The 12465-nt window shown below is 34.8% G+C and carries 12 protein-coding genes; 2 read left to right on the top strand and 10 right to left on the bottom strand.

Annotated features, from left to right (window positions below; genetic code table 11):
* Positions 1–4: 4 nt before the first annotated feature.
* The 4 genes from ccoS to IPI15_RS05055 all read right to left on the bottom strand — a co-directional run bounded on the left by ccoS (position 5) and on the right by IPI15_RS05055 (position 4070).
* Entirely contained in the window at positions 5–163 is a 159-nt protein-coding gene (gene ccoS / locus IPI15_RS05070) for a cbb3-type cytochrome oxidase assembly protein CcoS (RefSeq protein WP_287401164.1), read from the bottom strand.
* Positions 160–2574 (bottom strand): heavy metal translocating P-type ATPase, encoded by a 2415-nt coding sequence (locus IPI15_RS05065; RefSeq protein WP_287401162.1) that lies wholly within the window; start codon positions 2572–2574, stop codon positions 160–162. The genes ccoS and IPI15_RS05065 overlap by 4 nt, the downstream gene beginning before the upstream one ends.
* Positions 2561–3046 carry a hypothetical protein gene (locus IPI15_RS05060; RefSeq protein WP_287401161.1) on the bottom strand — a complete coding sequence of 162 codons (486 nt, stop codon included), beginning with the start codon at positions 3044–3046 and terminating at the stop codon, positions 2561–2563. Before IPI15_RS05060 ends, IPI15_RS05065 begins: the two co-directional genes overlap by 14 nt.
* A gap of 307 nt (positions 3047–3353) precedes the next feature.
* Positions 3354–4070: a Crp/Fnr family transcriptional regulator gene (locus IPI15_RS05055; RefSeq protein WP_287419381.1), complete on the bottom strand. Its 717-nt coding sequence runs from the start codon at positions 4068–4070 to the stop codon at positions 3354–3356.
* 118 nt (positions 4071–4188) lie between these two features.
* On the opposite strand from IPI15_RS05055, the gene IPI15_RS05050 reads away from it, so the two are divergent.
* Entirely contained in the window at positions 4189–4770 is a 582-nt protein-coding gene (locus IPI15_RS05050; RefSeq protein ID WP_287401158.1) for a uracil-DNA glycosylase family protein, read from the top strand.
* A gap of 64 nt (positions 4771–4834) precedes the next feature.
* On the opposite strand, the gene murB is transcribed toward IPI15_RS05050, so the two are convergent.
* From murB to IPI15_RS05025, 5 genes are all read right to left on the bottom strand, one after another.
* A complete protein-coding gene (murB, locus tag IPI15_RS05045; protein WP_287401157.1) occupies positions 4835–5845 on the bottom strand; it encodes a UDP-N-acetylmuramate dehydrogenase in 1011 nt (336 codons plus the stop codon).
* On the bottom strand, positions 5846–6172 hold the full coding sequence (locus IPI15_RS05040; protein WP_287401155.1) for a type II toxin-antitoxin system PemK/MazF family toxin: 327 nt from the start codon (positions 6170–6172) through the stop codon (positions 5846–5848).
* Positions 6169–6378 carry a hypothetical protein gene (locus tag IPI15_RS05035; RefSeq protein WP_287401154.1) on the bottom strand — a complete coding sequence of 70 codons (210 nt, stop codon included), beginning with the start codon at positions 6376–6378 and terminating at the stop codon, positions 6169–6171. Before IPI15_RS05035 ends, IPI15_RS05040 begins: the two co-directional genes overlap by 4 nt.
* A 106-nt stretch (positions 6379–6484) precedes the next feature.
* Complete coding sequence (locus IPI15_RS05030) at positions 6485–8266, bottom strand: ABC transporter ATP-binding protein (RefSeq protein WP_287401153.1); 1782 nt, start codon at positions 8264–8266, stop codon at positions 6485–6487.
* Between the two features lie 75 nt (positions 8267–8341).
* The gene (locus IPI15_RS05025) at positions 8342–9121 is read right to left on the bottom strand and encodes a segregation and condensation protein A (protein ID WP_287401151.1); all 780 of its coding nucleotides are present in this window, start codon (positions 9119–9121) and stop codon (positions 8342–8344) included.
* 57 nt (positions 9122–9178) lie between these two features.
* On the opposite strand from IPI15_RS05025, the gene IPI15_RS05020 reads away from it, so the two are divergent.
* Positions 9179–9886, top strand: coding sequence for an SAM-dependent methyltransferase (locus IPI15_RS05020; RefSeq protein WP_287401149.1), 708 nt, complete (start codon positions 9179–9181; stop codon positions 9884–9886).
* A 617-nt stretch (positions 9887–10503) separates the two neighbouring features.
* On the opposite strand, the gene IPI15_RS05015 is transcribed toward IPI15_RS05020, so the two are convergent.
* The gene (locus IPI15_RS05015) at positions 10504–12441 is read right to left on the bottom strand and encodes a DUF5689 domain-containing protein (RefSeq protein WP_287401148.1); all 1938 of its coding nucleotides are present in this window, start codon (positions 12439–12441) and stop codon (positions 10504–10506) included.
* Positions 12442–12465 lie beyond the last annotated feature (24 nt).

Here is a 12465-nt window from a genome sequence, read left to right as displayed (position 1 = left end):
TGTTTTATTTGTTTTGTTCGTTTTTCTTGTCTTCGAATAAGATCCTGTTGGCTGAAGAGAATTGATCATCAAACTGACCATCACTGTTACTCCATAAAAAAGCAATTAGAAAACTGCCTGAAATAGCCAGACTTACTATTAGAAGAATTATCAATACACTCATCTTACTGTTTTTATTTTCATCTTTCGAGCTAAGTACCCACTTAAAGAGTAGGTTATCAATAGAATAGTTAATGAACTTAATGGCATCAAAATGGCAGCAATCATGGGTGATAATAGTCCCTGTACTGAATAGTATAATCCAATTATATTATAAAGTATTGAAACCGCAAATGCAGCGAATATTACTTTTCTGCCCAAGACTGCGGTATATAAAAATTTATTTAAATCAGACAGCATCCTTCCATCCAGTATACCATCAGCAGCAGGAGTAAAATTATTTCCGGAATCATTTATTGCGATCCCTACATCACTTTGCTTCAAGGCTCCTGCATCATTCAGTCCATCCCCTACCATCATTACATTTTGGCCCTCCGATTGCAGCGTTTTGATGTATTCAAGTTTCTCTTGAGGTGCCTGATTAAAAAAACATGCTTGCTCATTATTAATAATTGACTGAAGATATTTTTTCTCATTTTCGTTATCACCACTCAATATAGATATTTTATAGCTTTTTCCAATTGCCTTTATCATTTCTGAAACTCCTTCTCTATAAATATTTTTAATGCCGTAACAACCTAATGTTTTTCCATCGATTGAAATAAATACCTGAGCTCCTTTTACTTCATATAAGTTTGGTGAAACATTAATAAATGAAGCAGAACCAATTTTGTAATGTCTATCATTATACCAAGCTTCGATTCCCTTTCCTGGAATATTCTTAAAATTCTCAATACTAATATCATTATAAATACCAATATCTTGTTTGATAGCCTTACTTAAGGAGTGGTTAGATCTATCCAATAATGCATAAACCACATTTAAATTTTCATAATCTATTGATTCACCAACATATTGAACTTCATTGATATGATTATCTGTCAGCGTACCTGTTTTATCGAAGACAATATGATCTATTTTTGTCATTGCTTCAATTACATCATGATGTCTTAAATAAAATTTTCGTTGGCTAAATATACGCATTAAGTTGCCGTATGTATAGGTAGTAGATAAAAGTAATGCACAAGGGCAAGCCACGATAAAAACAGCCGTCAAAGCCCTCCACATAGTATTCGTATCGCCTCTATAGATCCAGTAGGCAGCAGTAGTGATCCCTATTAATAATAAAACCACTGTAAAGTAGCGACTTACTGAATGGATAAATGACTTTGGATGTTTTTTGTCACTGAATACACTGTTATTCCATAAGTTAGTAAGATAACTTTGGGCAATTGGCTTTATTACTACAAGTTCTATATTTTCATCTAATTGTTTACCTCCAGCGTAAATGATCTCTCCGATTTTAACATTTGTAGGATTACTTTCGCCTGTTACAAAGCTGTAATCTATTAATGCTTTACCTTTAGATAATAAAGCGTCTACAGGAATTATTTCCCCATTGTGAATTCTTATTACGTCGTCAACTTTGATGTCCTCTACTTCGGTGTTGATTAATTTACCCTTGTTTAATAATTTTACAGACAAGGGGAAAAATGATTTATAATCTCGATCAAAGGACATTGACTTGTAAGCTTGATCTTGCATCAGTCTTCCAACCAACATAAAGAAAATTATTCCAGACATACTATCCAGATATCCTGATCCTGAGCCCCAGATCATTTCATAAATACTTCTAATAAAAGTAATAGCAATAGCAAAAGCTATAGGTGCATCAATATTTAGAAAACCTTCTCTTAGAGATTTCCAAGCTGAAGTAAAAAATTCCTGCCCTGAATAAAATATCACCGGAAGTGATAGTGATATCATTGCATATTTCAAAAATAACTGAATAGGAGCATCTATCACTGAACCTGAAGCAAGGTATTCAGGTAGGCTCATCATCATTATGTTTGCAAAGCAAAATCCCGCAATTCCAATCTTATATATTTTACTTCGATCAGGTGTTTTTGCCTTTTTAATTCCGGCATCTGATAAGCTAATGAATGGTTCATAACCCAAATGAGCCAGATCTGAAACGAGTGAAGATAACTTTAGCAGGTTGTGGTCGTAAATAATATGGACTTCCTTTAAAGAAAAATCAACCCTTGCATTGTAAACAGCATCATTGATTTTATGTAAATTTTCAAGGAGATAAAGGCAGCTGCTGCAATGAATTTGAGGAAGTTGGAATTGAATATGTGTGATACTGTTATTTCTAAATGAAATCAATTTATTGGCGATCTCCTCATTATCCAAATAATCGTATTTGCTTAGTCTAATCTCGTCGCGCATTGAAATGCCGGGCATCTCATTAAGATTATAGTAATCACATAAACCGTTTTCATTTAGAATATTATACACAGTTCTACATCCATTACAGCAAAATGTAAGTGAATTATCAACATATTGACTATTACAAGGATCCCCACAGTGCGCGCACATCACTGAGGTTAGTGATGCACTACTTTTTGACATGACTTTTTTGCTTTAGGTTTGGAAGGATTGAACTTTGAGTCACTTTGTCATAAAGTGTAAGCCTACTAGGAATAAAACTATTTCTAAATGCTGAGACCAAACGTGATATTTTCTCAGATTGATTATAAGGTTTTGTATCTATCATTTCAAGCATAGAATTTATTCTATGATCCTTGACCTCGATAAGTTTCAATAATTCCGTAAGATTATCAACAGAGAAAGATGGCTCTTGACCGTACATTAGGCCACAGTCAATTAGCGTTTTAAACACTAATTTACGTTCGAAATGTATAAGACTTTCAAATTCATTACGAAGTTTATGAATCATTTCAGATAAATCTGAGATAAATTCGACATTTTCGTTTTCAAGACAAAACATTACACTATCGTCCAACAGCAATCCAATCTTAGGATATACTTTTTGATCTAGTTCTGTAAATATTTTGTGCAATTGACTTGTCAAACTTATCATTTCCAAGGTTTATGCTGCAAAGATGGCTAACTCATAGTTAAAAAACTATGACTGTTAAGGTAATAAAACATGATTTAAATCATGTTTTAACATAAGAAACTTAATCAATAGATATTTCTATATGAAAGAATTACCCTTCTGGGCTTCCCTACCAGACTTCATTATTGGGGCAAGCCTAGCGTCACCTCTTTAGTGAGCAAATCCACCTCCGTTGAACTTTGGCGGTTAAACTTCTGACTTCTAATTTCTACCATAGATTTAGTAATAGCAATAGTTTTAGAATATATTTATAACGCTGAAAATTAAGTTAATAACTAATGTTAGCAGTCCTAACTAGCTTATCATGTTCCAAAATAAGGATTTTTTTACCTTCAAGTGATATAATTCCGGCAGCATTGAATTCGGAAAGAAGTCTAATGACACTTTCTGTAGAAGTGCCTATGTAATCAGCGAGTTCTTCTCTTGTGAGTCTGACATTGAGAGATTTATTATCCTCTTCCATTCCATAAGTAGCTTTAATAAATAAAAGCGTCTCAGCCATTCGTTCCCTAACATTCTTTTGGGAAAGAGAAATTATTTTATCTTCTGCCTTTTTGAGATCATTGCTGATCAATTTGAAAATCTGTTGAGCAATCCTTGGTTCTTGCATGGCAAGATCCATAAAAAATGTTTTGTCAATAACGCATGCGGAGCAATCCTCCAAAGCTATAGCAGATAGATGATATCTCTCATTAGAAACAAGTGCTCGATAACCGATTATTTCACCACTCTTGGCCAATCTCATAATCTGCTCTTTTCCATCTATTCCTTGCGTAGAAAGTTTGACTTTACCTGAATGAATACAAAATAACCCAACCGGCATTGCATTTTCTGCAAATAAAACCTGTCCCTTTCTGAAAACAGTACAATACTTGTGTGCATTGAGATCTATAACCTGTGTATCGGACAAAATGGAGAAAATCGAATTGTCAAACATATTGCAATTTTGACAAGACCTTTCTCTAACCATCAATGGAACTTTCATTCTTAATTTTTAATACTTATATATGCTAAGATACATAATATAACTTCTTTCTTGAACAAGATGTTTAGTATAGAATCTATTTTAAACATTTTACCTCAGATATAATTATTAATAGCATATGGATCAATTATTGAAAGATATTAGGTCATGCACACTTTGCGCTGAGCACCTGCCGTTAGGGCCAAACCCTGTTATTACAGTTTCCCCTCAAACAAAAATCTTAATAATTGGACAGGCTCCAGGTACTAAAGTACATGCAAGTGGTATACCTTGGGATGATCTTAGTGGAAGGGCTTTGAGAAGGTGGCTGGGCGTTGATTCAAATGTCTTTTACAATTCCGGAATATTTGGGATTATGGCCATGGGTATGTGCTATCCGGGTAAAGGATTGCGAGGAGATCTGCCTCCAAGACCTGAATGCGCAAAGCATTGGCATCATCAGGTGCTGGAGCATCTACCTGACTTACAATTAACATTATTAATCGGAATGTATGCTCAGAAATTCTATTTGGGTAAAAACGCAAAATCTACATTGAGCGAAACAGTCAAGAACTTCGAAAATTATTTGCCTAAATACTTTCCTTTAGTACATCCATCACCTAGAAATATCAGATGGCAAAGGAATAATCCATGGTTTGAAGAAGACGTCGTACCTGCCTTGGAAGTTGTAGTTGGAGAAATCATGCAGCAATGTCGGTAAAATACTGATTTATTAAAATCTGCATTTAAGATTACAATCAAAATGTTACGTATAAAGAAAATTATCAACCGACTATATTAACTTCCGGGCATATATTTATTTCAAATTTTTCACTCACTGCCAATTGTATTTCTTCAGCCAGTTCAAGTATTTCTTCACCAGTAGCATTTCCATAATTCACCAAAACGAGTGCTTGTTTTGCATGTGAACCTGCATCCCCTTTCCTTTTACCTTTGAATCCGCATTGCTCTATGAGCCAGCCAGCAGGAACTTTAATTGATTCATTATTGACAGGATATCCAGGGAGATCAGGAAATTCAATTTTCAACTTGTTATAATGATCAATAGATATTATCGGGTTTTTAAAGAAACTTCCTGCATTGCCTAGTTCATCAGGATCAGGCAACTTACTTTTTCTTATAGAAATTATAGCATCTGAAATTTGACCTGGCAAATATGGGCCTTCTATTCCCAATCCATCCAATGTTTTAATTATATCGCCATAATCTACGTTTGTATATCCATCATTTTTTAAGTGCATCTGGATGGAAAGTATAATCAATTGACCTTTAAATTCATTTTTAAAAATACTATCCCTATACCCAAAGCGGCATTCATCTTTAAAGAATGTCCTGGTCTCACCAGTAATAATATCAAATGCTTGCAATGAATGAAATACTTCTTGAAATTCCACACCATATGCGCCGATATTTTGCATTGGAGCTGCTCCAACAGTTCCGGGGATAAGAGAAAGATTTTCCAATCCGTTAAGGCCATGTCTAAGTGAATACAGTACTGTATCATGCCATAACTCACCCGAAGCGACTTTCAAAATAGTTTTTCCATCAGATGTCTCTCCAAGGATATCTCTACCTTTCAACATATTTAACAAAATGGTGCCTTCGTAATTTTTCAAAAATAAGACATTACTGCCTCCACCTAAAAACATCCAATTAGTATTTTTGAAAAAGTGGTCTTGAAACAATTCATCCAACTGACTCACATCCATAATCTCAATGATGGAGTCTGCATATACTTCGCAGTGAAAAGTATGAAGGTCTTTTAGTGGGTACATTTAATTATCGGTTAATTGTGAAACTAGTGATTTTACTTGCTTTTCAATTTCAAAATCAATACTGCCCAATTTTTTATAAAATAATTTCTTATCAAGAGTAGCTAATTTATGAACCCTGATACTTGATGGAATTAATAAACCAAACTTTGCCCAGTTTTCAACAATAATATCATATTTATCAAAATGTTTCTGACTTGTAATCCTGCAAACTAATATATCACCATCATTAAAATCATTTATTATCAAAGCTGGTCTCTTTTTAAAATTTGTACCATCAGAAAAAGGAAAGTTCAGTAATACAACATCACCAAATTTAAACTGTATCATAATATTCTATCATAAATTGAATCTTCTTCTGAAAACCCACTTAAAAATTGATCCTGTACAGTTTTCTTATATAAAAGTTCTTCGGATGCATCTTCATTAAATTGGATAATCACTCTGACATGTTCGATATTTGAATCAGCAAGAAGATTTTCAGGAATTTCAATCTTATGATTATTAATGCTTGTTAAAAATTCGATTGATTTCATAGCTACATTATGATTTTTTTTGGGAAAATATTTATATACAAAGATGATAATTAATTAAGATTTAAAAGTCTAAATAGTTTAATATTGAAACTTCATTAGATAGAAATCACACTTCATATGTCTTAGCTATTTTATCAAGATTCAAACTCCTGGCCATTGCATCAAAAATCTTTTTATAAGTTCCTCCTTCGCGATATACTTCCTCATGTATACCTGACTCAACGACCATTCCTTCTTCCATCACATAGATGCGCTCAGCATCTATGATTTGTGAAAGGCTGTGAGAGATTACAATGACAGTCCTGTTTTGTTTAATAGCATCCAAACTGTTTTTGATTTGTTCAGTTGTGATAGCGTCCAGACTCGCTGTGGGTTCATCCAGAAAGATGATAGGCGGATCCTTGATGAATAGACGAGCTATTGCAATACGCTGTTGCTGACCACCTGACAATAAGCTTGCTTGTGATTTGTATTTGTCAGGCAATTCCATGATTTGATCATGTATATAGGCCTTTTGTGCGGCTAGTACGACCTCCTCATAACTTGCATTTAAATCTCCATAGCGAATGTTTTCTTCGATCGTTCCCTTGAAGATGTGATTCTTCTGTAGCACTAAACCTATCTTTTCTCTCAGAAAAGTAGTATCGTATTCCGATAGATCTACTCCATCAAGCAGTATTCTGCCCCTTGTAGGTTCATAAAACTTATCAAGAAGGTTGATTACGGTACTTTTACCGGCTCCTGACAATCCTACAAAAGCTGTTATAGAACCTGGGATTATTTCCATGTTGATGTGCTTCAATGCTTTTGTCCCATTGGGATAGGAAAAAGATACATCCTGGATTTCAAATTTTCCACTAACTTTTGACGGCTTATAGTTGCCGGTTTTTTCCATCTCAATTTCAGCATTCATAATATCAAAGAAGCCTTCAGAATAAATCATTGCATCACTCATCTCATCGTAGATCCTGTGCAGCTGACGAATAGGAGAAGTTACATTATTCAATAGTAAAATATGGAACATAATCGCACCAATGGTCATGTCGCCATTTAGCACCAAATAAGCAGTAAGAATGATTATAACTACGATACCCATCTGCTCAACAAAACTCTTAAGACCGTCATATATAAAATTGGTTCGACGGGTTTTCATTTGAGCGTCTGTTAAATCCGACTGCAGATCTAGTTGCTTTTTAGATTCTGATTTTTCTCGTACAAATGATTTTATAACCGTTATTGACTCAATAATCGAGACAATTCCCTGACTTTTATTTTCACGGAATCCTCTCAAACTTCTTCTTACACCACTGAGTTTTTTAGCTTGACTTTGACTGATGAAAAAGTATATTGGAATAATGCAAAGTCCCACAAAACCGACATATTTGTTGGCATTGAACATGACAAATAATGCTACTAAACTATTTGCTAATAAAGGAAGTATATCTATAAAGAAATTTTGAACTAATCTGGTAAGACTCTCAATTCCGCGATCAATTCGAGTTTGTAATTTCCCTGTTTCATTATTTGTACTTGTAAAAAAAGCCAGTCTGTAGGCAAGGATTTTATCTATCACTGCCTGAGCGAGGTCTTTAGAAACATATATTCTTAATTTTTCGCCATAAAATTTCTGGCCAAAAGAAATGAAAGCATTTAGTATTTCTTTGGTAAGCAACACTGTTGTAATAATAGTCAATATATGAATACCTTCTTTAATACCTTTGTTTGCTTCCACCAGGTCGTTAATGCCATCGACGGCATATCGCAAGATCCATGCATTTACCTGAGCTGTCAATGAACCAATCAATGTCAATATTAATGTGGCGAATACTAAAAATCTGTAAGGCCTTACATAAGGTTTTAGTTGGCTATATAATTCTTTTAATTTCAAATGTTTATTTATAATATTTTAATTCATGATTTACTGGGCTTACAAAACTTTTAGAAATATACAGAAGTGCAAAAGCTATTTAATCTCTATTTCTAAATCATCAAATTTTTCAGTAATCCAAAAAGAATTAACATTCGAACCATTAGCGATTTGTACGATTTGTAAGTTTATCAATTCCAATAATGAAAGAAATAAAACAATGGCATGGATTCTGTTTTCACTTTTTTCAAAAATGTCTTCAAAAGAGCAATTTTTTTTCTTTTTTAAAGCCAACATTATATCTTCTCTACATTCATGGACTGTATAAGGATAATCTACTAACTGATGGATTGTACCTGATTTTTTTTCACCCATCCGCTCAATTAGCCGATTGAATGTTTTGATAAGTTGATATAGACTGGCTGATTCAAGTTCGTTATAGCTTACGGAAGCGTGTTGGATTCTCTTAATATCCTCTGCGATACTTCCACGTTTGTGCATCTTGGCTTTCAATTCTTCCATTATTGAAAGTTCGGTAGCAATTTCTTTAAAACTTTTAAAAATAAGAATACGATTGACCAGTTCCAATCTAGGATCATCAACTTCATGATTTTCATCCGATTTTTTCAAAGGAAGCAGCATCCTAGCTTTAATGCGCATGAGTGTCGCTGCGGTAACGATAAATTCGCTTGCAAGGTCGATATTAATAGCATCCATGCTGCGGATATAAGCAAGAAAATCTCCAGTGATCTTTGCTATCGGTATATTTTGTATATCCAGTTCATCTCTTTCAATGAAGAAAAGTAACAAATCAAATGGCCCGTCAAAGACAGGTAAGTGAATGTTGTAAGTTTCTTTTTGATTTAATTCAGACATCTGATGCGAAGGTAATAGATTTGGCCTTACTTTTACATCCAAAATATGTCATAAATTTTGAAAGAAACCGGTAAAATATATCTTATTCCTGTACCGATTGATGATGCAGGTTTAGAAACTATACCAAAGTCTACGCTGGAGATTCTATTTCAATTGAGTCATTTTGTTGTTGAGCGCTCCAAGACTGCCAGGAAATTCATTAAGTTACTTGGACATCCACTTCCTCAAAGTGAATTAAGAGTTACGGAAATGCCCAAACATGGCAAAATTGATTTTGAAGAGGTCTTAGACATCGTAAAGGCGGGACACGATATAGGAATAATGTCTGAAAGCGGTTGCCCGGGCATAGCAGATCCTGGAGCAGAAATTGCATCATGGGCACATCTAAAAGATATTCAAGTCGTCCCAATGGTAGGCCCGAGTTCCTTATTACTTGCGTTGATGGCTAGTGGTTTTTCCGGACAGAGTTTTGTCTTTCATGGCTATTTACCGGCTGATAAAGAAGAACTTGTAAAAAAGTTAAGATTACTGGAGGTACATGCGAATAAACTTGGTCAGACACAAATTTTCATCGAAACTCCTTATCGAAATAAAAAAATGTTTGAAGCCGCAATGAATACGCTTTTACCTGAGTCAAAGTTATCCGTGCATATGGGTTTAACAGGGCCAAATGCTTTTTCGATGACAAAGACCATTAAGGAATGGAAGTTGTTGAAGGGTATATTTCTGAGAGATGATGTACCGGCGGTGTTTATAATTGGGTGAAGAATGGGTAATGGATAATCGGGTGATCAGGTGATAAGTGATGAGTGATAAGTGATAAGTGATGAATGATAAGTGATGAGTGAAGAGTGATAAGTGAAGAGTGATAAGTGATGGGAATATTAAATCCTAAGAGGTCATTTTAATTTCTGATTCCCAATTTCAAAATTATAGCAACTCAACATTCTATGTGTTCAATAGCCGTTGACTTTAGTCATGGGTAAGGAGAGGTGATCGATGATTGGTAATGGGGTGATCAGGTGATCAGTGCATGAGTGAAAGTGTTGGAATTTTAAATCCTAAGAGGTAATTTTAATTTCTGATTCCCAATTTCAAAATTAAAGCAACTCAACAATCTATGCGTTCAATAACCCTTGACTTTAGTCATGGGTCAAATGAGGTAATAGTTAATGAGGAATTGGCAATAATAAATGGCGTATGATTTCTATACGATTCAGTGAAATCCTTTAATCAGTTTAATCCCTGCCTTTGTGGGCAGGCAAGCGTGGTTCAAACGAAGTATCTTAAGCAATAACAATTCACAATTAATACCTAACAACTAGAAAAAAGGCCCGATACACTTTCATGAACCGGGCCTAAGCTTTTAGGAAGCTTTATTCTTATTTGTCAAATATTTTGACATTGTCTATTCTGTAGGATGTAGTATTAGCAGATGCTGTGCCGCTGTATTTAAATGCAATGTATATCTTACCTGTAAATGCTGAAAGATCAATTGATCCACTTGGAACAAATATATTGTCACCTGTAGATGCGCCAGCTATTGGAGCAACAATAGGTGTCCATGTAGCACTCAAGTAATTTGTTCCGTCAAAATTAGTGGAAGCGAGCACTTGAAGTCCATCATGTTTGTAAACCTGCAAAGCCGTTTCAAATGTCAATAATTTAGGTTTGTCTAATACTACGCCTGGAGATATTAGCCAAGTAACATTCTCATCATCAGTTGAGTTGTATGCAGTCGCTTGAGCATAAAAATTGCCTGAGAATGATTTATATATCCATTTTCTAGTTCCTTTTTCTGCAACATTCAACCAACCACCTATTGAAATATCCTGATTAACAACACCTCCGGTGAATGACTCGTCTATATCTCCTTCAGGATCAACTATTGTTCCTCCTATGATATCCGCTTTGCTTCTGATGTTTATCTGATTAGCGCTAGATGCACCACCTTGACCTGCTATACCCACTACTTCAACCACACCCGTAGGAATTGCATCACCAGCAAAAGTAGCATAAGTAGTTGAATACATGGATATTGAACCCGTAGCATCAGTCATAGTGACATCTCCTGAATAGGTGTTCCCACCAGATTTAGACAAAGTTACACCTATAATTTTAACCAATTGAGATTCATAATTATTGATATTTGCATTAAGAGCTTGAATAGTCAATTGTGTTGGTGTAACACTTTTACCTGTTCCCGTCCTTGATACATTAGCCAATGGCACATTGTTTAGCTGAAGCAATCCACTAAATTCAGATAATTCAACTCCACCAATTCCAACTTCTAATTCATCTCCAACATTGAAGGGCGAAGTTTCAGCAAATCTGATTGTTAATCCGGCATTTCCTTGTTGCCAAAGAACTAAATTTTTACTCGTAATATTTGAAAACGTCTTATCGCTGATTACGATTCCCTTTATTTTTTTATCTGCAGGCAAATTCAATGCAGATCCTTGAAACAGTGCTCTGACATCGCTCACATTTATCAACTCTCCACCAGTGCCACCGCCACCACATCGTGTTCCATTTAATTGAAGATCTATAGTGTCTCTGACGAAAAGTTGTTTAGTCGTTCCAAAAACTGTGTAAATAGCCACCATTGAACCATTGCCCTGAGGCAGACCTTTCAAGGCAAATGTAGAATATCCGCTAGTCCTTACAGTTACTGTTTTATTCGAACAATCCTTGAATGTTCTATTTGAATTGATTTGGAAATCAGCATATGTTTTACCAAGATCTGCATCTGCAACCTCCATCCCATTAAGTTGGATTAGAGTATTTTCATCATTTGGTCCTAGCTCAGAAAGAGTCCTGACAGTTGGAATCACAGGAATATTAAACTCCCCTTTTATCAAATAATTGTCCAAAAGAGGCTCTTCAATACTAGATAATGCCTTGTCTCCATTATCATCTAAATATGTTCCTGCTCCCAATTGAAGGTTTCCGTTATAATCACCTATAGTCATACCTTTGACTTTCACGTAAACTCTTCTGCCCACTGGATATATATTGAACAAATTCGTAGCATTTATGCGAAGATCAATACCTGCTGTAGAATCCTGAATAACAAGAGTTTTATAAAAATTACCGGTTTTATCATCTGCTACCACAACTGCTTTGATGATATAATCCTCAGTAATCGTCTCAAATCCTCCAAGTGTATGCATTGCTTTCAGTTGTTTAATACTGAAATTAGCATTGTAAGTAGGGTAATTTGTATTGTAAGGCGGTTCATCAATATCAGTTTTAACACAGCTGTTAAATACCAATGCCAAAAAAGACATGCTTAAAAATAACTTAGCTAACTTGCTCATTTTATATATATTATGAATATTCAA

This window comes from Candidatus Brachybacter algidus, assembly GCF_016707225.1.
In the GTDB taxonomy this organism is placed as follows: domain Bacteria; phylum Bacteroidota; class Bacteroidia; order Chitinophagales; family Saprospiraceae; genus Parvibacillus; species Parvibacillus algidus.
This window is presented reverse-complemented; position numbering and strand designations above follow the sequence as displayed.

Bases quoted from the DNA above. Each gene is read 5' to 3' on its own strand.
- ccoS (WP_287401164.1), bottom strand. From the start codon at position 163: ATGAGTGTATTGATAATTCTTCTAATAGTAAGTCTGGCTATTTCAGGC.
- IPI15_RS05065 (WP_287401162.1), bottom strand. From the start codon at position 2,574: ATGTCAAAAAGTAGTGCATCACTAACCTCAGTGATGTGCGCGCACTGT.
- IPI15_RS05060 (WP_287401161.1), bottom strand. From the start codon at position 3,046: ATGATAAGTTTGACAAGTCAATTGCACAAAATATTTACAGAACTAGAT.
- IPI15_RS05055 (WP_287419381.1), bottom strand. From the start codon at position 4,070: ATGAAAGTTCCATTGATGGTTAGAGAAAGGTCTTGTCAAAATTGCAAT.
- IPI15_RS05050 (WP_287401158.1), top strand. From the start codon at position 4,189: ATGGATCAATTATTGAAAGATATTAGGTCATGCACACTTTGCGCTGAG.
- murB (WP_287401157.1), bottom strand. From the start codon at position 5,845: ATGTACCCACTAAAAGACCTTCATACTTTTCACTGCGAAGTATATGCA.
- IPI15_RS05040 (WP_287401155.1), bottom strand. From the start codon at position 6,172: ATGATACAGTTTAAATTTGGTGATGTTGTATTACTGAACTTTCCTTTT.
- IPI15_RS05035 (WP_287401154.1), bottom strand. From the start codon at position 6,378: ATGAAATCAATCGAATTTTTAACAAGCATTAATAATCATAAGATTGAA.
- IPI15_RS05025 (WP_287401151.1), bottom strand. From the start codon at position 9,121: ATGTCTGAATTAAATCAAAAAGAAACTTACAACATTCACTTACCTGTC.
- IPI15_RS05015 (WP_287401148.1), bottom strand. From the start codon at position 12,441: ATGAGCAAGTTAGCTAAGTTATTTTTAAGCATGTCTTTTTTGGCATTG.